Annotated in this window: 14 protein-coding genes; all 14 read right to left on the bottom strand. The window is 44.6% G+C overall.

Annotated features, from left to right (window positions below; genetic code table 11):
* Positions 1-391: 391 nt before the first annotated feature.
* Positions 392-1,087, bottom strand: coding sequence for a CsgG/HfaB family protein (locus JGK20_RS04325; protein ID WP_293229481.1), 696 nt, complete (start codon positions 1,085-1,087; stop codon positions 392-394).
* 462 nt (positions 1,088-1,549) lie between these two features.
* The gene (locus JGK20_RS04320) at positions 1,550-1,924 is read right to left on the bottom strand and encodes a DUF1823 family protein (RefSeq protein WP_293189498.1); all 375 of its coding nucleotides are present in this window, start codon (positions 1,922-1,924) and stop codon (positions 1,550-1,552) included.
* 135 nt (positions 1,925-2,059) lie between these two features.
* Complete coding sequence (gene gap / locus JGK20_RS04315) at positions 2,060-3,091, bottom strand: type I glyceraldehyde-3-phosphate dehydrogenase (protein ID WP_293175471.1); 1,032 nt, start codon at positions 3,089-3,091, stop codon at positions 2,060-2,062.
* An 839-nt stretch (positions 3,092-3,930) separates the two neighbouring features.
* Complete coding sequence (locus JGK20_RS04310) at positions 3,931-4,239, bottom strand: P-II family nitrogen regulator (protein WP_293153759.1); 309 nt, start codon at positions 4,237-4,239, stop codon at positions 3,931-3,933.
* A gap of 4 nt (positions 4,240-4,243) precedes the next feature.
* Positions 4,244-5,215 (bottom strand): sodium-dependent bicarbonate transport family permease, encoded by a 972-nt coding sequence (locus JGK20_RS04305; RefSeq protein WP_293153762.1) that lies wholly within the window; start codon positions 5,213-5,215, stop codon positions 4,244-4,246.
* A gap of 196 nt (positions 5,216-5,411) precedes the next feature.
* Positions 5,412-6,146, bottom strand: a complete 735-nt coding sequence (locus JGK20_RS04300; RefSeq protein WP_293175442.1) for a glutathione peroxidase — start codon at positions 6,144-6,146, stop codon at positions 5,412-5,414.
* A gap of 429 nt (positions 6,147-6,575) precedes the next feature.
* Positions 6,576-7,217 carry a Uma2 family endonuclease gene (locus JGK20_RS04295; RefSeq protein WP_293175444.1) on the bottom strand — a complete coding sequence of 214 codons (642 nt, stop codon included), beginning with the start codon at positions 7,215-7,217 and terminating at the stop codon, positions 6,576-6,578.
* A 298-nt stretch (positions 7,218-7,515) separates the two neighbouring features.
* Positions 7,516-9,450: a tetratricopeptide repeat-containing sulfotransferase family protein gene (locus JGK20_RS04290; RefSeq protein WP_293229478.1), complete on the bottom strand. Its 1,935-nt coding sequence runs from the start codon at positions 9,448-9,450 to the stop codon at positions 7,516-7,518.
* Positions 9,443-10,633: a glycosyltransferase 61 family protein gene (locus JGK20_RS04285; protein WP_293229475.1), complete on the bottom strand. Its 1,191-nt coding sequence runs from the start codon at positions 10,631-10,633 to the stop codon at positions 9,443-9,445. The genes JGK20_RS04290 and JGK20_RS04285 overlap by 8 nt, the downstream gene beginning before the upstream one ends.
* Positions 10,611-13,421 (bottom strand): tetratricopeptide repeat protein, encoded by a 2,811-nt coding sequence (locus tag JGK20_RS04280; RefSeq protein ID WP_293229473.1) that lies wholly within the window; start codon positions 13,419-13,421, stop codon positions 10,611-10,613. Before JGK20_RS04280 ends, JGK20_RS04285 begins: the two co-directional genes overlap by 23 nt.
* Before the next feature lie 24 nt (positions 13,422-13,445).
* Complete coding sequence (locus JGK20_RS04275) at positions 13,446-16,310, bottom strand: tetratricopeptide repeat protein (protein WP_293204387.1); 2,865 nt, start codon at positions 16,308-16,310, stop codon at positions 13,446-13,448.
* Between the two features lie 645 nt (positions 16,311-16,955).
* On the bottom strand, positions 16,956-17,816 hold the full coding sequence (locus JGK20_RS04270; protein WP_293229470.1) for a calcium-binding protein: 861 nt from the start codon (positions 17,814-17,816) through the stop codon (positions 16,956-16,958).
* A 1,176-nt stretch (positions 17,817-18,992) separates the two neighbouring features.
* Complete coding sequence (locus JGK20_RS04265; RefSeq protein ID WP_293175453.1) at positions 18,993-19,865, bottom strand: calcium-binding protein; 873 nt, start codon at positions 19,863-19,865, stop codon at positions 18,993-18,995.
* A 651-nt stretch (positions 19,866-20,516) separates the two neighbouring features.
* Positions 20,517-20,693, bottom strand: coding sequence for a hypothetical protein (locus JGK20_RS04260; RefSeq protein WP_293189505.1), 177 nt, complete (start codon positions 20,691-20,693; stop codon positions 20,517-20,519).
* Between the last annotated feature and the right edge of the window lie 458 nt (positions 20,694-21,151).

Raw genomic sequence — 21,151 nt, 5'->3', positions numbered from 1 at the left:
GTAATCTTTTTCTAAAAGATGAGGTGTTCGACGGTAATGCTAAATAGTAATTGGTAATTCGTAATTCCTTGTGCCTGTTAGCTTTGTCAGTTTTCTGGAGATAAAGACGCTCTTCGTACTATCAACCAGTCACAAAAATTGTCATACTTCATGGAGAGTGAGAAAAGCTATGTGTTGAGCAGATTTGATGAAGTTACCAATAAATATTACATGGATCGAGCCGATTTCACTAACAATCTTTCATTGATATCCACAATATCTATAAAGCGCCCCCAGCGAGCGAAAAAACTTTCTAACAGGCAATTGAACCGACATGATATGAAATAATTTTAGATTTTAGATTTTAGATTTAATTATGCCAAATCTAAAATCTAAAATACTTTTAAACTTCTTATCCTAATTTCTTAGAGACTTCTGCAAGTTTAGTTACCATTTGGGCTACGGCTTTGTCAACTGCTGCGCTCAAAAGTCCATCTTCATTGCTACTCCCGGAATTGCCGCCAACGCCTCTGACAGAAAAATTGGAATCGCTTTGATCTGCTTCTCCTACTGCTTTGGCGGTGGCAAGAATATCTCCGGAAGCTGTTCCTATTAATCGCACGTCTATTTGCACGGTAGCTTTGGTTTTTTGGGAACCGCCACCGATACCCATGAAACTGCCGCCGCCGGATTGTTTGTCGATATTAAATTTGGTAATGGTGCCGATGAGTACGGCGTCAACTCCTAGTTTTTTGCCAATTTCGGCTGCGGTGCCGGCATCCATTGAACCGCTGCGATTTTCTTGTTTGAGGACTTGTTCGAGTTTGCTGCGATCGACTACTGTGTAAGTGCCATTGTTAACGAGTTCGTTGATTAGCAGTTCGCTGATGCCTTTGGCTGCGCCGACTCCTCTGTAGGAACTGTAATAGCTGTTGGTGGTGCCGTAGTCGAAGTCCATGACGACGAGGCGCTTTTTGGCGGTAGCTTGGGCTAGTTGGGTTGCGGGTTTGATGTTGGCTGGTGTGGCGATCGCATTTACTGAAACGCCGACTAGCATGAGGGTAGCTAGGGAAATGCTGGTTAAGCGAGACATGGTGGTTGTTTTCATAAAGTTTTCCTCACAATGGTTTTGTTCCGACTCTAGAATAGTGCACGGAACCGCCGGATGTCAGGGTTGCGGGTGATTAATGTTGGTGTGGGCGATAGAGTTTTACTTTATTCTGACGCTAAAAATCTTTAATTTTTGTTAATTAACGGCAGATAAAAATAGAAACTGAGCAAGACTTTGATCAATGTTTCAATCCCTAATATTCGATACTTTCTTAGGATCGCGAATTAAATAATTTACACAAGCTTGTGGGATGGGCGTGCCGCCCGTCTATAAAGAACGGGCGGGACGCCCATCCCACAATCATTAAAATTATAAGTTATTTAATTCTTATTTATTACCAGAAAGAATTGGTTTAAAGCCCCAAGCCCGATCGGGGAAAAATTAAAATCAGACGATTCATTACTCCAATCCTCGGACTTCCATGTCAACTGTCAACTGTCAACTGTCAACTGTCAACTGTCAACTGAATGAAGCCCCAGCCTCCAAAAAACCCATCAACCAATTAGCCATCGTCGCCCTGCGAGTCTGTCTCGGCCCGAATTCCCCAATCTTATAGCCCTTAAATCCCAATTTTTCCTTCAGCAACTGCTTGTTTTCTGGAAGAGTCGATCGCGTCAATTTCACCGTCGCAGGCCTAGAATCAATAAAATCCGGCGGTTCCGGATAATCTTCGCGCCACTCGCTAGCAACATCAGCGCTATTCCACTTACCAGTCTCCGCATCAAAGCGGTAGCCTAGATACAGCCAAACTAATTGGTTGACAGCAGCATCGTCCATTTCTTCGTTGAGGATAGCCCAAATAGTTTCGTTGTTCAGCGGTGGCAGTTCAGACATAATTCGAGTTGGAGTGCGATCGACAATAACAACAATTTAACCCATGGCGGTCTACCCAGATGGTAGGTTCGGCGCGGGAAAATCTCGATTTATTCGTGTTCGCATTCGATCGCCCCGCCGAACCACCCTACAATACTACTTACCCAAAATTCCGTCCTTCTCGGCCATCGAGATCATCAAATCAATGACGCGGTTAGAATAACCCCACTCGTTGTCATACCAGGAAACGACCTTAAAAAACTTAGAATTCAGTTCAATACCCGCACCTGCATCAAAAATGCTCGATCGGGCATCGCCCTGAAAATCCGTCGAAACCACCGCATCCTCAGTATATCCAAGAATACCTTTCAGTTCGCCAAGAGAAGCTTTCTTCATAGCTTCGCAAATTTCTTTATAGCTAGTTTCCTTCCCCGTTTTGAAAGTAAGGTCAACCACAGACACATCTGGAGTCGGCACCCGCAAAGCCATACCCGTCAATTTTCCTTTCAATTCCGGCAACACCAAACTAACAGCTTTCGCCGCACCAGTCGAAGAAGGAATAATATTTTGAGCCGCACCGCGTCCTCCCCGCCAATCTTTTTGGCTGGGCCCGTCTACAGTTGGCTGAGTAGAAGTCATCGCGTGAACAGTCGTCATCAAACCTTCTTCCAAACCAAAATTATCATTAATAACTTTGGCAATTGGTGCTAGACAATTAGTAGTGCAGCTAGCATTAGAAACAACAGTATCTGTGGCCGGGTCAAATTTGTGGTGGTTGACGCCTACTAGAAAAGTTGGAACTTTTTCTGGATCTTTAGTCGGTGCGGAAAGTATTACTCGTTTTGCTCCCGCCGTCAAATGTTTTGAACCGCCGTCAAAATCCGTAAACAATCCGGTAGATTCTACAACATAATCCGCACCCGCTTTACCCCACGGCAATTCAGTCGGATTTCTAATCGAAGTGCACGGAATAAAACGTCCGTCAACGACAATCCCGTCTGGTTTCCCTTCAACTTCGCCGTCATAAATACCGTGGGTAGAGTCGTATTTGAAAAGATAAGCCAGGTTTTCTGGCGAAACTAAGTCGTTAATACCGACAAATTCGATGTTCGGGTTTTTGATGCCGGCACGCATGACTAGCCGTCCGATGCGACCAAATCCGTTGATGCCGACTTTTAATGCAGCCATGTTTAAACTCCTATTGAAAATATCGCTAGTCGATCGCGCGATAGCCTGTTGTGGCTTAGAATTTACCACGCTAACGGATTTGGGCTACTGATTCTTTTCTATATCTTAAGAATTCTGAATTTGGTGCGGGCGGCGAAATGCAATTAATCCTGAAATGACCGCTGGCTAATGACCGATCGCTGATGATTTTAAAATTGTAAAATTGCTATAATCAACACAGATTTTTATCACATTATCGTTGATTAAATTACTCTAAATTAATTAAAAAAAACTTATGTAAAAGCTCAATCCGATTTTATGTAGGAGCAATGGCCGATTTTGATAATGTGAAATGGCTATATAGCGTTTCTCAGAAAGATGAGGTATGCCGAGGTATGCTGCAACCCTTATAGTATCAAGCTTTCGATCGCAAAATGGGCACCTCACTTTTCAGAGAAAGGCTATATAGCGGTTCTCAGAAAAATGAGGTATGTTGTTGGGCTTCAGCCCTCTTAGTTTAAGAGTTATGTGGGCTGTCAGTTATACCTCATCTTTTTGAGAAAGGCTATATATTCAGAAACCCGGTTTATTAAATAAACCGGGTTTCTAATGACAGTTGGTAGTTGGCAGTTGGCAATTGTTATTTGTTATTTTTGAATATAGCGATTCTCAGAAAAATGAGGTATGACTGGCGGCTTGTATAACCGCTTAGACGTATAGGGCCCAAGCCCAACAACGTACCTCATCTTTTTGACAAAGACTATATCTGCCAATAATCAGTAACTACTTACTAATAACTACTGACTACAGTCAACAGTCAACAGTCAACAGTCAACAGTCAACTGTCAACTGTCAACTGACTACCCAACGCACTTAGTAGTGAGCAATTCCACTGCATCCGAAATAAAACAAGCACCACCAAACTTATTTAGCACCGGTCTAATATTTTCTGCAACTGCCGATATTTTATCGGGCTCGCAGAAAGCCAGCACATAAATATTATCCAGCATACTCATTGCTAAATCGTCCGATTTGCGTCCCCTAGTGGTTTTGCCGGCGACACCGCGAATCACCGAATAACCAGGGACGCCAGCTTTGTCTAAACCGTCTAAAATCTTTGGGAGCTCCACCGAGTTCGCAAAAATTTCTATCCTTTTAACTGCGTCCATAAGTTCACATCCAAAACATATTGATTGCGTATAAATACATGGGAATGCCTACAACGATGTTAAACGGAAACGTCACTGCTAAGGCTGTTGAAATGTAAAGGCTGGGGTTAGCTTCGGGAACTGTCAGCCGCATTGCTGCTGGTACTGCGATGTAAGAAGCACTCGCACACAATACCGAAAATAACAGGCTATCTCCCTGCGGCATTCCGATTAATTTTGCTATCAGTAAACCAACTGCTGCATTAACTATAGGAATTAGGATTGCAAAGGCGATCAGGAAAATTCCTGTTTCTTGCAAATCTTTAATTCTGCTAGCAGCAACCAGACCCATGTCTAGCAAGAAAAAAGTCAGAACCCCGTAAAACAAATCTTGAGTAAATGGACTCATAACTTCCCAACCGTGTTCTCCTGTCAGAATGCCCATAATGAGGCTGCCGACTAGCAGAAAAACTGAACTGTTGAGGAAGGCTTCTTGCAGCACTTCTGACCAAACTATTTCGCGTTTTCCTTCCTCTCCACCGAATACACTCACCAGAATTAGACCGACGATAATTGCAGGGGATTCCATTAATGCTAGCGCTGCTACCATGTAACCGTCAAAGTCGATTCCTAGTTCTTTTAGGAACGAAGTTGCGGTGATAAAGGTGACGGCGCTGATGGAACCGTAGGTGGCGGCGATCGCCGCGGCATTGTAGGAGTCGAGTTTGATCTTCAGTATGAAGAAAGTATAAACTGGTACTAGCGCTGACATCAGCATCGCTGCGAAGATTGTCAGGGCGACTTGCTGGTTGATTCCGCTTCGGGACAGTTCGACGCCGCCTTTAAATCCGATCGCAAACAGCAGGTACAGCGAAAACAGTTTCGGGATGGGCGCAGGAATTTCTAAGTCAGATTTTAGGAAAATCGCCAGCATTCCCATGAAAAATGCTAATACTGGTGGATTTAAGATATTTGACGCTACGAGGCTTAAATCCACGATCGTTCACTCCCATTTCTGATTTTTTTAATATTACTTCACAAATAATTGTTACACGAGAATGGATCAATGGTGCGATCGAACTCTGGGAATGGCGATATATATTCCTAAAGACGGTTGCAGGTTGGCAGCGTACACCTACAACAACAGAGTAAGGTGTGCGCTGCCAACCCGCAGCCTAAGTATTTTTCCCTAACTAAGCAGTTGCCAAATAAGACTCTAGAGCTTCGGAACCGCCGATCAACTTGCCGTCGATAAACACTTGCGGCACGGTTGTAGCGCCAGTCACCGCCCGGAGCGATCGGGTTGTGACATCCCGGCCCAAGACGATTTCTTCATAATCCAAGCCCTTTTCAGTCAGCATTTTCTTAGCCTTGGCGCAGAAAGGACAGCCCATTTTTGTAAACAGCGAAACTACCTTCGGCTTAGCTGCTGCGGAGTTGATGTAGTGCAGCATCGTCTCGGCATCGGAAACCTTGAAAGGGTCGCCCGGTTCCTCCGGTTCAATAAACATTTTTTCAACCAAGCCATCTTTGACTACCATCGAATAACGCCAAGACCGCTTCCCAAAGCCTAAATCAGTTTTATCTACCAGCATTCCCATGCCTTCGGTAAACTCACCGTTACCGTCGGGAATTAACGTCACATTGTCTGATTCTTGGTCTTTTGCCCACTCGTTCATTACAAAAGTGTCGTTGACGGAAATACAAACGATTTCATCTACGCCATTTGCTTTGAAAACTTTGGCCAATTCGTTGTAGCCAGGGAGGTGCGTTGACGAACAAGTGGGAGTAAAAGCTCCCGGCAGAGAAAACACTGCTACAGTTTTGCCTGCAAACAAATCATCGGTGGTGACATCCACCCACTCGTTGTCCTTGCGAGTGCGAAACGTGACTTTGGGTACTCTTTGACCTTCGTGGTTCGTCAGCATGATTTTGAATCCTTCGGTACTTGGGTTAAATTCCTTTGCTTGTTATAGCGTACTCATAACGAGTATGACTTGTCAAGGGCAGTGGGTTTTTTCTTGGGACTGCTGGGTGCGCGCGAGTCAGTTGCTCGTCTTTGCGACAGCTTGGCGATCGAGCAGGGTGCATCTGGCTTTTGGCAAATATGTTTGTAGGGGCGAAGCATGACCGTAGTCAATATGGGATGATAACTAATAACTTATATGCGGTCATGCTTCGCCCTCTTCAAAGGTGAGATGCACCCATGGATAAGATTGAAAAATTGCTGTTTAGGAATGAAAATTAAATAACTTACATTTTTTATTGTTCTTGTGGGATGGGCGTCCCGCCCGTCCAGAAAGGACGGGCGGGACGCCCATCCCACAAATATGTGTAAATTATTTAATTCGCGATCCTTAGTTCGATCGCAAATTTCGCCTCCATGCCTTTGCTGCTGCTAGCGGGTGAGGATTTTTGACACATTCTGTCAACATCTCGATATCAAGTTCTGGTAGCAATTCGCTGTTTGCGATCAATTCATAACCGCAGTTTGATACAAACTCAACCGGAATCTCTTCTCGCAAATGGTAGATCGAAAATCTCTCATTTCGCCAGAACCAAACCTCTCGCACATTCAACCTTCTGTAGAGTTCTAGTTTATTGATGCTGCCACTGGTAACAATCACTTCAATTACCAAGTCGGGAAATTCTTTATCTGTGCCAATACAGTAAGCTTCATCCGGTTCCGTACCGCCACTTTTTTCCTCTTGCCGCAGAGTTGTAGACCCAAAAGGGAAATATTCAATGTCAGCTTCTACAAAATAAATTTCCAGCAAATTCCCAATGCGAGTTTTACCATTTTCATGGCGACGAGAAGGTGACATAATTTCTAAAAGCCCATCTAAATAAGTAACTCGATATCCCGCAGCATCTCCAATTCGATTTAGCACTGTATCGTATTCTTCCCAGTTCACCCTATCCGTGATGTAGCGCTCTTCAGGATCTTGGCGTTGGAGTGCTTGTTGTTTAAGTAATGTATCTAGCTCGATTGTCAGCATTAGTATTACCTCCTTACAAGTTGTTCTAATTTTAGCAGACGGCGGTTAAAACCGCATCTACACAAACGATGTCTGCCTCCGCAGACTGAAGAGAACAACCCAAATTTAATCGCCTTTGGTATTCGGCGAGCGAAGTCGAGTCGCAGGTTTTGTTAGCAGACGGCGGTTAAAACCGCGTCTACACAAACGATGTCTGCCTCCGCAGACTGAAGAGAACAACCCAAATTTAATCGCCTTTTATTCAACCTGCGGAGGCAGGTTTTGTTTTTATAGACGCGGTTTCAACCGCCGTGTTATCTTATTTCCAATCAAATTTCCGCCCCAAATACTCCTCTAATTCCTGATTGTAAGGTTTAAAATAATCACTCAACAGCTCGCGAACTGACTCATTTACCCGCTGATAAGAACCAGGATTAGCATTTTGGTATTCAGACAATTGATATTCCGGTAAATCTAAAAATGCTAAAACTTGCTGTACAGTCGCCGCCGCACCTGCATACAAATCTTCGCTTTGCAAAACTAACAACTGTTCTCGGGGGAAGAAAGCCAGCCAATTTTTAATAAATTCTATATACCTACCGCGAGCTAAGTAATTCCCAGGTTCTTCGCCGATGATGTATTCTGGGTTTTGATTCAACCGTTCGATTTCGTCGCTAATTGCCCGATCGAGCGATCGCCCTTCCCAGTTTAGGCCCTTTAAGCGGTAAAAATGAGAAATCGCGCGATCGACCGGATTTCGCAACAGCACAATCAGTTTCGCCTCTGGACACGCGCTGTAGAGACGTTCCGGCGCTTCCCGAAAGTCAAAATAACTGGGACTTGCCTCACCCGTTACAAACTCCTCTCCGGGCGGCATTAGGGGAAAATGCGCCCAATACCAATCAATCCCTCTGTGGAAGTGCCAGGAGAAAAAATCCATCTCCTTTTTAATCGGACTCAAAATTTGCGGGTGTTCAGCTAAATAAGTATACAGAGAAGTCGTCCCGCAGCGCTGAGAACCAATAATTATAAACTTAGGAAATTTGACTGGTTTTAAGTTCCAATTTTGTGGCACAGGCATCTTGCCTGTCTCTGTATTTTGTGGCACAGGCATCTTGCCTGTCTCCATATTTTGTGGCACAGGCATCTTGCCTGTCTCTGTATTTTCTGCCACAGCTACATTGCTTGTTCTTTTATTAATAACAGATGCAAAAATTTGTTTGTAACTGACAGTTTGATAACAGCTAATCGCCTCAGCAATTTTGCCTTGCCTCGTCAAAACTTCTCCCAAATTCAAATAAGGCCAAAAAGCCTCCGGTTGAGCATCAACAACTTCTCGGCAAAAGTTCTCAACTCGATCCAGCTTGTTTTGCTGAATCAAAACTTCCCACAAATTGTAATAAAACCACCAAGGAAGATCGGGATTTATTGCCATTGCTTGCAAAAATGCCGCCGCCGCTTCCTCCCCATATTTTTGCTGGCTCAAAACCGCACCTAAATTGTAATAAGACCAGCAATCATCCGGTTTTTGGGCGACTGTGGCGCGGGCTGAGGCTAAAGCGCGATCGCACTCGATGGCTTCGCTAACGCACTTTTGCTGCTCCTGTAACAACCGCTCCAAGTCTGCTGATGACACCCCACAATCTGGGATAATTGTCAAGATTGTTTGGTAAATAATTGTTGCGCTTTTTGGGCGATCGCGCTTTGCTAAATTCTTTCCTAACTGTAAATAAAACTGCAAATTTTCCGGTGTAACTTGCAATTGAAATTGTTGTGATAATGACTTTGAGTCAGACTTTGTTTGTCCGAGAGCATATCCAAGCTTCTCGTAAATTCCCGGCAAATTTCCGTCAATTTGAATAGCTTTTAAATACGCGACAATAGCTTCATCCCACTCTTTAAGTTTAGTTAAAGCGTTGGCTAAATTGTAAAAAGACCAAGCAAAATCTGAGTTGAGTGCAATCTCGCAGCGGTAAGCAGCGACAGCATTCTCCCAGCATTCGAGTTTCAGTAAAGCATCACCCAAATTATGATAAGACCACGAAAAATCTGGATTTAACTCAACAGCTTTTTTGTACGCCGCGACAGCATCCTCCCAGCGTTCTAGTTTCAACAAAACATCGCCCAAACTGTGATGAGACCACGAAAAATCTGGATTTAATTCAACAGCTTTGCGGTAAGCAGCAACAGCATCATTAAACTCACCGCTTTCTTGCAAGGAATTACCCAACTTGTGGTAATCGTGACTATTCATGCACAACTCCTGCAATATTCATTAACTTCTCTAGCGAGTTCATATCCACCCGCATATCTTTATGTCCCGAATATTTATGAGTTTGGTCATCAAACAATTCAGCAATTAAATAGTAATGTTCCAACTCACACAAATTACTAATAGTCCAAAAACAAGTTGGCACATAAATCGGAGAAAAAATCTCAATTACTTTAGTTCCCGGAGTGCAGAAAACTAAATTAGTCAATCCACCTCCGTGGGGTGCGACAACTACCTCAGCCGCAGCCAAACAGGCTGCTTGTTCCGCTACCGACATCATTTCTAACTTAACTGTACTAAACCCAATTTTTTCTAGATAGGCGACAACCTCTTCGTCATTGACTATTCGCCGATAGGATGCTCGATTTCGACTGATATAAATTCGTTTTGAATATTTTGTATTTTGGGAATTATCTTGATTTAAAAATATTCGTTTCAGATATTCGCATTTCCATTTAGAGGTTCCCGAACCACCATCACAAATTGAAGGAACTATTAATTTGTCCGCTGTAAAGTGAGGCAGGTAGCGACTTTCTAAAATTTTATCTAGTGGAATTCCTAAAGTATTTAAACTTTCTTTTTCATAAGACAAATCGCAAGCATTGATAACAAACTTATCAATAGTGTCTATCAATCCGCAGCGCTGCAAAAGCTCGAACCGTGTAACCACATCAAACATCCAGTGAAAATAAGCTGCGCCTCCCCAGCGAGCGGATAAAAAAGCTACATTTCCCTCGATGTGTTCGACGGGAGAGACAAGTTTATTGTCTGAAGTGATGACGGCGGTAGTAGCAATATCTGCCCAAGCTCGTCCTTTTGGTATGGTAGCAACAAAAGATTTTTTGATATAAAAGATTTCATCTTGCCAACATTTGCTGTTGCTATGGATTGTTCTGGAATCGGATAAATTGATTTCACTTGCAGGATAGATGTCAATGCAAGTAATGTTCGGTTCTGACTCTGCTGTAACTGCTAAGTCGTCAGTAAATCCACAGTGTTTTTGGAGAAAACTCAACGGTAGCATTTTATAGCCTAATCTGATGATGTCAGCTTGATCGACTTCTCCTTGTTGTTCCAAAGTATAAGCGATATGATAGTAAATTCCAAACAAATCTGGTTTGATTTGCAGGGTTTGAACCAAGTTAGATATTGCCTTGTCCCACATTGATGCCTTGCTCGTAAATTGCGATCGCCCTTTCGAGTTCCCCTTGCTCCCGCAGCGCATCGCCCAGCTTCTTGTACAGCCAACTGTGCTCGGGTTCTAGCTCAACAGCACGAGCAAAAGCAACCGCTGCTTCTGACCAATTTTCTAGTGATTCCAGAACTTCCCCCAAACTATTGTACAGCCAACAATCATCGGGATTTAATTCAATAGCTTTGCGGTAAGCCGCGGCCGCCTCTTCCCAATTTTCCACTGCAATTAAAGCCTTGCCCAACCTGTCGTAAGACCAACAAAAATCGGGATTTAACTCAATTAACTTGCGGTAACTAACAACAGCCTCCTCCCACTCAGAAAGCTCCATCAGCACATCGCCTAAATTGTTGTAAGTCCAACAAAAATTTGGATTTAATTCAATGGCTTTGCGGTAAGCAGCAGCAGCTTCGCCGTATTGCTCAATCACCTGCCAAGTTTCGCCCAAAAAGTGGTAAGACCAGCTAAAATTAGGGTTGAGTGCGATCGCCTGTTGGTAAGCCGCCGCACCTCGCTCGAACATTTCTTTTTCTTGCAAACTTTTGCCCAACTTGTGGTAAGTTGAGTAGTTGCCAGACTTAATTTTAATAGCTGTTTGATACCGTTCGATCGCCTCATCCACATAACCTGCATCTGCCGCAATATTCCCCAACTTTTCCCAACCCAGAGACAAAAGAGTTTGCTCCTCGCCCAAACTTTCATTGCCGATTTTTTTAACAATCAGTTGATAGCCTTTGTGGACTAATTTTAACTGACTTCCAAACATCTCCAGAAAAACATCAATGCCGATTTTAGTATCTTGCTCCGGGCTGTCGGGAAACGTAAACTGATAATCGTCAAAAATCATCAATCCCCCAACTTTCACCAACCTCCAAGATAAAATCGCATCTTGCAGAGCGCTGGTGGGTTTGTGACAGCCGTCAACGTAAGCAATATCGTAAAATTCTGAATCCAAGTTTACTAATAAATCTTGAGAGTAACCTTCCAATTCAATTACCTTCTCACCAACCCCCGTTTTAACAATATTGCCCTTAAAAGTTTCTTGAAAATATAAATCGATGCAAGTGATTTTGGCAGTCTGATGAGTTAAAATATTATCTAGCAGCCAGCAAGCCGACATTCCTTGAAAACTACCGATTTCCACCACTTGAAAATCTGCAATTCCTGTAAGCGGCTGCAAGTGCCGTTGCCAAATAGGAATATTGTGGGTAAACCAATCTTGAGTAAATTGATAATCTTTCTGTGCACACTCAGGCCAACCCCTCAATGCGCTCGCTTGTTGATGGCAAACGATCGCTTCTTCCAATTCCCCTAATTGCGGTAAAATATTGCCTAAATCATTGTAAGCCTTAGAATTAGTCGGATCGATCGCAATTTGGCTGCGGTAATTAGCAATTTGTACGTATAACTCCTGTTGTTGCGCGCGAACTTCCTTGAGTTGCGCGACAACTTCCGCAGCATTGGGTTCAATCTGCACGGCCATGCTATAAAATACGATCGCACCTTCGAGCTGCTTCTGTTTCGCTAAACTATTGCCTAAATTTATAAAAAAATCAGCTCCATCTAACTCAATTTTTAGCAATTTATGGAAAAATTCCCCGCTACCAAGTGCCTCAATACCTTGACAGAAAGTTGCGATTGTGCTGTCTAACCCCGATTCACTGCGCTTCCGCAAAACATATCCCAACCTCTGATTAATTCCTCTCAAATTAGGTTCAAGTTGAATCGCGCGCAGGAAAGCAGCAACAGCTTCATCCCAGGATTTTTCGCAGGTTAAGGCAATTCCCAAATTGCAATAAAACCAAGGAATATCTGAATTTAGTTCGATCGCTTTGCGGTAGGAAATAACAGCTTCTTGCCACAGCTTTTTGTGAGCAAAAGCTTCTCCTAGATAATTATGCGCCCAATAGGAATTATTATTAATTGCCAGAGTCTGGCGGTAACATTGAATAGCTTCATCAAACTCACCTTTCTGCACAAAAACATTGCCCAAACCAAGGTAAGCACGAGCATAATTAGGATTGAGTTCAATGCTTTTGCGGTAACAGGCGATCGCCCGATCGCCTTCTCCTCGCTCTGCCCAAGTTTGACCCAAGCTGTGGTAAGATTCAAAAGAATCTGGATTGATGGCAATGGCTTGTCGGTAATTGGCGATCGCCTCATCCCACCGTTTCTGTGCGACCAGCATTTCGCCCATATTGTGATAAGCTGTTGCCAGTTGCGGGTCTAGTTCAATTGCCTGCGAATAACACTCAGTAGCGCGATCGAGCTTTCCCAATTCAACTAAACTATTTCCCAGAGTGACGTATTCCTCAGCCGTTGCCCAATTTGGCTCGATCTTGAAAGCTTGATACCAACAGTCTGCCGCCTGTGCTCGCCGATCCAACTGCATCCAAATTTTCGCCAACAGCCGATAAGCCGCGGCAAAATTCGGTGCTAGGGCGATCGCTTTTTCACAACTGGCGATCGCCTTTTCCCACTGTTTTCCTTGAGAATACAAACTGCCTAGATTAGCATACACTTCCGGCAAATTCGGATTGCGATCCAGTGCCGCTTCATACCACTGTTTAGCCTGCTCGACTTCACCTTGAACCTGCATTACCTTCCCAAGTGTCTGACAAGCCACCGCCAAATTCGGTTCAATTTTCAGCGCTGACTCGCAAGCAGCAACTGCCTCATTCAACCTTCCTTCAACCAAATAAACTTCTGCTTGCCGATTCAAATCAACCGCTGCTTTTTCCATCTTCTCAATCGAGGGCATAAATAAACTTACTCCAGACGCCAGCTAACGCAAACCAACTACTTCAACCATCCTTTTCAGCGAACTCAAGTTCACCAAAATATCCTCAGTCAGCGAATTTTGATACATTAACTGTCTAATAGGATAACATTCAAAAGCCTCACCAGCTAAAAAGTAATGTTCCAACTGCAAATATTGACTAATTCCCCAGTAATAATGACTGATATAATGAGGCGACACCAACTCAATTACTTTAGTTCCAGATTTACCAAAAATCGTATTTGTTAACCCGCTACCGTGGGCAGCAACTATCACCTCAGCATGGTAAAAATGAGCAATTTGCTCTGCCAAAGACATCGACTCAGGTAAAATAGAAACAAAGCCCGATCGTGCCAAAACCTCAACCACATCTTCCTCGTTCAAAACTCTGCGATATCTGGCTTTGCTGCGACTGATGTAAATGCGCTTTGGATAACTTGAACCAGGTATAATTCCCTTGAGAAACTCCCGCCTCAAAAAATCGATCGCCCATCCGGACGGCCAGCCCAAATATCCCGCAAAAGAAGGTACAATTAACTCTGTTGCTTGCAGGTGAGGAATGCGATCGCTCTCCAAAACCTTTTCCTCGGGAATCCCCAGAATCCGGAGACTTTCCCGTTGAAATTCGTGCTGACAACTATTCACCAAAAACCAATCAATTTCCGCCAAATCCCTACCGCTGCGCCGCAGCAATTCTATCCTCGGCAAAACGTCCACCATCCAATGAAAATAGACATTTCCCGATAAACCAGAAAGCACCGCCACGCTGCCGTCTATCTGCTTTAAAGGTGGAAAGGATTCTAACTTAAAAACGCTATGTTTTCTGATATCATGCTTCTCGCATCCCGGCAACAAACCCGGATAATCTCTCGACACATCAGCCAGCAAATAATTATCAGGAGTCATGACAGCAATCGCCTTGCAAATCAGCCAATAATTTTGCTGCGGCACAATCCAAACTCGCCCGTTGGGAATCTGTGCGACAAAAGTTTTTGGGGAATCCACAGGTATCGGCTGCGAGTTAGACAAACGGCAAACTCCCCAACCCAAATGCACCGGATCGAACCACTTAGAAATTCTGTGCAAACACAGCCCGCAAGTTAAACCGGCACAATCGGAATTTGCCAACTGCGAATTAACAGAAAATTTAGAAGTCTGAATATTTTCTACCCTGGCTTCTGTTGCAGATTCCCAAACAATTTCCACATAATTGCCAGCATCCAACTTAGCATTAACCAGCCAATCCCAACTCGATAAATAAATACCGCGCGGACGTTCTAAATAATTGCTTTCTGAGGATATAAAAGTCTGTTTCTCCCACTGTTTGGGGTCTCCATACCCGTGCAATTGCAACTCTAAAACCTGTTGATAATAATCGATCGCCCTTTCCAAGCGTCCCTGTTTTTCCAGCAGTTTCGCTAACTCAAAATAAACATGAGGTAAAGCTGGTTGAATTTTCAAAGCCATGCGGTAAACGACAATTGCCGGGCCGAATCGGTGCTGCTGGGCCAAGCAATTTCCCAGCCGCCAGTAAAGCTCTGCATTTTTGGGCTGAATTTGCAAAGCTTTTTGATAATAAGCAGCGGCTGATTCATATCCGCCATACTCTGTTAAAGCATTCCCTAAATGCAGGTAAATTTCTGCTAAATAATCGCATATTTCACCAATCGGTAATTGGGCATCGGGAATTGGGAATTGGGCATCGGGAATTGGGAATTGGGCATCGGGAATTGGGAATTGAGCATCGGGAATTGGGAATTGGGCATCGGTAATAAATCTTCCTTCTTCCTTGTTCGCTTTTCCTTGTTCCTTGTTCCTTGTTCCTTCTTCCTTCTTGCTTCCAGTTAGCGCTTTCAGAAATCGATCGCACGCAGCGATCGCCCTTGACAACTCATCATCCTCTACAGTGGCAACTTGCCTCGTTTCTCCCAAACGGCAGTAAGCCTCAACAAATTCTGGCTTGAGAGCTACCGCCTGCTGAAAATAAGGCATGGCTTCGGCAATTTTGCCCAAAAACATCAAAGAAAATCCGGCGTCCGTATAGCCCGAAATATGTTGGGGATTGAGTTCGATTACCCGATCGAAACAAGCAACCGCCGCCAAATGTTCCCCCTGCAATTGCCAAGCTTTCCCTAGATTGTAGTGAGCCAAAACCATCTCCGGCGCTAGCTCGATCGCGCGACGGTAAGATGCGATCGCCTTTTCGGGACTTTTTTCGTGGAACACCTGGCCCAAATTATTGTGCGGCGTTGCCCACTCCGGCTTAATCTCGATCGCCCGCTGGTAAATCTCGATCGCCTCAGCAGGGCGATCTTCCTTCAGCAAAATCACGCCCAAATTGCTGTAAGCTTCTACATAATCGGGCCCGAGGGCGATCGCCTGACGGTAGCTATCAATTGCCGCTTCTAGCTGATTATTTTCATTTAAAACCACAGCCAGATTGAATACAGCAAGTAAATAATCGGGTTTTTGGGCGATCGCCTTTCGGTAACAGTCGATCGCCCCCAACAAATTACCCTGATTGTGAAAAACATTTCCCAAGTTATAATTTAACTCCGGCCAGTCTGGCTTCAACTCCAGAGCTTTGCCGTAGTGAAAAGCCGCCTCATCCAGCCAGCAATACTCACTGTAAAGTTGACCCAAGTAAGCATGGGCCAGCACAAACGTTGGCGAAATCTCCAAAGCTTGCACAAAAGCATCTCTTGCTGCCGTCGGATCTCCGCTCGCTTCGAGGATTTCGCCTAAAGTGGTGTAAGCTAGCGGCGAAAATGGCTGTCGTTCGATCGCCTGATGGCAAAAATCGATCGCCTGACTTAACTTTCCCTGCTTCAAATAAACTTGGGCTTGCCGGATGTATTCTTGAGTGGTCATTGCTTGCCGTGCAGTTGCGGTTGCTTTACCGCTTCAGGAAAACTTATAAATTCTGATTTGAAAGTTTGATATTTTCAGACTATCTATATTTTAGGCGATCGGGTTCACAATTTTTATTACCCGGAGATCCTCGTAAATCCCCCTTAAAAAGGGGGACTTTGATGAAGTTCTTGTCCCCCCCTTTTTTAAGGGGGGCTAGGCAGGGTGGTTTTATTGTCGGGAAAAGAAATCTGAAACTACCAAAATTATCGCTCAAAGATTGGCTCACGCTTGGGCGAAGGTACGTAGTTGCGCTTCAGCGCTCTTTATAAGATTAGGAAAGAGCGCCCAAGCGCAACTACGTACCTAATTTGTGTTACCACAATAAAACCACCCTGCTTTTTAAGGGGGAGTAGGGGGCAAGCTAAGGGGGGATCTGGCTTAACCCAAGGGTCTTGATTTATATTTTGTGCGATCGGGCAAAATATTAATTCGGTCGATCGGTGTTGGTCGATTTTTTTTAATGCCCTTGCTTCACTTGAGCCACTGAATATTTCAACCTCACCCCGCTGTTGGCAGAATGAGGTTGAAATCCTTTCAAACTATCAGCTTTTGTGAGAACAGCCCCGGATAAAATCCGGTGTCGCCCCACAACCGCCAGTTGTTTTAGAACAGCTCGAAGTTGTTCGAGGTAATAGTCAGGCCAGGCTGCAACTGAGCAACCTGTAACACTCCGTTGCCACCGTTGAAGAACAACGCACCGTTTGTCGGGTCGTAGATCAACTTGTTACTGGTGGATCCTGGGCTGCTGGCGCTGAAACCAGAAACGACGACAAACTCGCTCGCCTCGAAGCTGGTGCCCAAACCAGCGAACACACCGCCCTGCTTCAAGCGAATCTTATCTTCACCCGGTGTAAAGTCAGTGATCGTGTCTATGCCGTCTAATGTGCCGGTAGCGGCGGAGGTGGCGAAGTAGAACGTGTCGCTGCCAGCACCGCCAGTCAGGACATCGCTGCCTCTGTCGCCAGAGATAAAGTCATTGCCAGCGCCACCATCGACAGTATCGCTGCCTTTACCGCCCCAGAGGGTATCGTTGCCATCGCCACCGCTGACAGTATCGCTGCCTTCGCCGCCGAACAGGGTATCGTTACCAGTTCCGCCGAGTACGAGATCGTTGCCTTTGTCTCCAGAAACCAAGTCATTGCCAGCACCGCCGTCGAGCTGGTCATTCCCTTTGCCGCCAAAGATTCTATCATCGCCGTCACCACCAGAGACAGCATCGTTGCCACTGCCTGAAACGAGGGCATCGTTACCGCTGCCGCCGCCGAGACTGTCATTGCCGCCACCGGAAAAAATGATGTCGTCCCCACCGTTACCGGCGATGACATCATCGCCCCCAAAGGTCAGGATGATATCGTTGAGATTGCCTGCACTTAATCTGTTTGCGCCTGTGGTGCCGACAACACTGGAGCCGCCAGCTCCTGGCAAAGAAACTGCTGGTTGTGTTGGATTAGTTACCTGTGTCATTTACACTCCTCCTAAAAGATGAATCACTTTTCTACAATACACTTTTCCCTCCAAAGGGATTCAATAAATCGAACCGGACATCGGTTGAGACCCTAATTGACCCGGCTGCTATAAGCTGTCATGTAATTTAATTTTTGACATACTCACCGCCCTAAAAGTGCGGTGATTCTTGACGCTTCATCGACTGATGCTGGTCGTAGTCTTACTCTGTCTCTGCGTCCGTTTAGAGTCTCCCAATGCCCTATGGCGACTTTTTACTCTGCTATCCTACGGTTGGAGCTAACCATTGCCCTTATAGCCGTCTCTAAGTTTGCCCGCATCGTAGCTGTTTCAACGCGTCTTGGGCCTAGAAATCTTTTGAGTGTTGTTATATTACAGGCTTTGCCAATAAAATTAGGAACAATTAAAACCGTCCTAAAAGGACGGGGCTTGTATCCCAAATTTTTGGTCAGCAGGGAGCCGGGAACCGCGAGTTGAATCTTGTATTCGTTGAGCAGCAAGTATCAGTTGTTTTCTGCCTTGGACTCTCGGCTCCATCACTCCCTCCTCTAGCACGAAAATATTCCACTTAAACGTTTGTGAGTCTACCATACGTACCTTGGGTGCGGCTACTTATTTTTTAAACTGTAGCCAGAAATACACATAGACCATTTGTTAATGGGAGTATGCTGCTATACAAATCCTAGACAAGTCTAGACATTTGCTTCTTACTTCATCGGGAGCATGGGAGCGGTTATCCCTCGGTAAGCTTTCACGATGAAAGCCAAGCGCGATAAATTAATTGCTCTCAAGATTGAGAAATTGCACCGCAGTCCTTGGCAACTGTCGATCGCCCGAAAGTTCGATCGCCCGCAATCGAGCTTAAACTGAGTTGCGATTTTTCAGTAGACTCTGAATCACGAGACTTTTAAGTTCCGCCCAGAGTTCCCGAAAAATAAAATTTGTTGAGCAGCACATTATTCCCTGGAAATTCAGCCCATCGGCGTGAACCCCCAGAGTTATGATTTGAGATTTTTATACTCTAAGATTATTTATATTTTGGCGATCGATTTGGCGATCGATTACTTAAGCACATAGCATCACTTTCTTAAGATTGAAGCCTTCAAAATTGTCAGACTGCCGCGTGAGAACAGCCCCGGAATCTGTCCGGTGCTGTTCTGGCAAGAGCTAGTTTTTCTAGAACAGCTCGAAGTTGTTCTTGCTGACAGCAGTGGAGCTAAGATTGAGCCCCGGTTGCAGTTGAGCCACAGTCTTCACTCCGCCGTTACCTGGATTGTAGTACAACAAACCGTTTTGCGGGTCGTAGACGATCTTGTTCAAAGTATTTGCTGGTGCGCTTCCGGGAGCAAAACCAGCAACCACGATAAAGTCGGTAGCATCGAAAGAGCCACCCAAACCAGAGAAAGCATTGCGATCGAAACTGAGTTTATCTTCACCGGGGTTAAAGTCGGTAATTGTGTCAATTCCATAATCGCCACCAACACCAGCAAAGTAGAACGTATCGCTACCGGCGCCGCCAGTCAGAAGGTCAGATCCTCTGTCGCCAGAGATAAAGTCATCCCCTCTCCCACCATCGACAGTATCGTTCCCTCGACCGCCGAACAGACTGTCGTTGCCGTCACCGCCCAAGACGATATCATTGCCGTCACCGCCCAAAGCAGTATCGTTACCCGATCCGCCAAGTACCGTGTCATTGCCCCGATCTCCGGAGACGAAATCAGCACCATCACCGCCGTTGACGAGATCGAAACCTTTACCGCCGAAGAGTGTGTCGTTGCCGTTACCACCATCGACTACATCGTTGCCTGTACCAGCGTAGATAGTATCATTGTCGCTGCCACCACCCACACTATCATTGCCACCTCCTGAAAAAATCAGGTCATTCTCACTGCCACCAGCAATGATATCGTTGCCCCCAAAAGTTAGGATGATATCCTCTTCGATCGTTCCACGTATCCTGTTATCGCCTTGGGTGCCGATAATATCAAGTCCACCCCCACGATTTTCAACTGCCGATTGTGGCTGAGTTGGATTAGTTACCTGTGTCATTTACATTCCCCCCCTAAATTATTTTTTCTACTTGTTCCCTTCAACGGGATTTCATCAATTAAACGGGACATCGGTTGAGACCCAGATTGACCCGGCTGCTATAGGCTTTCATGTACCATTTTTAATGGGACTATGCTCTTTGATAGAACTTGCACGCCAGATGGCAAATAATGATCGATCGCACAAATTGCGATCGTCAGGATTGCGTAATAATTAACAGAGTGCCATTTCTTAGTACGCTTCAATCAACCTGACTGTTCAGTTAAAATATTAGTTCCCCAAAAAAACAAAAACACTAGATTTATCTCCAAAGCATTAAGCAGCAAGGTTTTAGAGGCCGAAATGAGTTATCCCCACAAGTTATCTGTGGGAATGGCCCGTGCATAAGATATTTTCTGTCATGGGAAGCACGTCAACGCAGCCTTCCACAACAAATCAATAGCAGCCCTTTGTAAAAGTGTCAGTGCTGCCTAAGTCTTAGGTAAGTTGGAATACAGCTATATTTAAAAAATTAATTTTATAAATTATAGTTTTCAGCAATTATTTATTGCTAATTGCTAATTCCGACGCGCTCGAACACAATAAATTAACAATTAGCAATTTCCCGAAAAAATCGTTGGCATTCATAGACAAGCTGTACTATTTACCCGCTCAGTGTGATTCTAAGTCTGCTGGTGACCCGTTGACATAGCTCTGGCTGTCGTAGCTGTAGATGTGAGCGTCAGTTTGGAAAAGATAATTGATTGAACTAGCTGCATAGTAGGTCAGCACTAGCAGCGACACTGCGTTAAGAATTCCATAAATTCGCTTCTCAGACATTTCGTTCATTTTCACTCCTAGGGTTTGTGCAAATAGTGAATTTTGATACTGTGACGGCACTTTTTTGGGGAAGTTCCCAAAAATGCAGCACCAGATCAAAATTCCATCGCTCGCCTTATAAACTCACTCGTTATTCCTCCCATAAAACAAGTCCTGCTTGAGACAAGCAAGAGTTTTGTTGGCTATTTCATATTGAAGTCTCTGCCTTTAATTGTGTATCTAACTGTGGTAAGAGTTTCGGACTTGTGGCGATGTCGAACTCTACAATTTTCTGTTGGAAAGCTGCTACAATCTGTCAATATCTAACATCAAAAGCTTACAGGGTAAAGAGTATAGCTTTTTATCAAAAACCAGCAATGATTTTCGCCAATTCGATTAATGGTACGCAGAAGCCGGAAATAATAAAAATCATTAAGTTGTCAGCCGAACGCTAAAATATGTCTGAAGTTATACTCTTGCCAGCAAGA

It is taken from the genome of Microcoleus sp. PH2017_05_CCC_O_A, assembly GCF_020738785.1.
Taxonomy (GTDB): domain Bacteria; phylum Cyanobacteriota; class Cyanobacteriia; order Cyanobacteriales; family Microcoleaceae; genus Microcoleus.
Note: the sequence above shows the minus strand (reverse complement) of the source record. Positions and strands in the feature narration are given on the sequence as shown.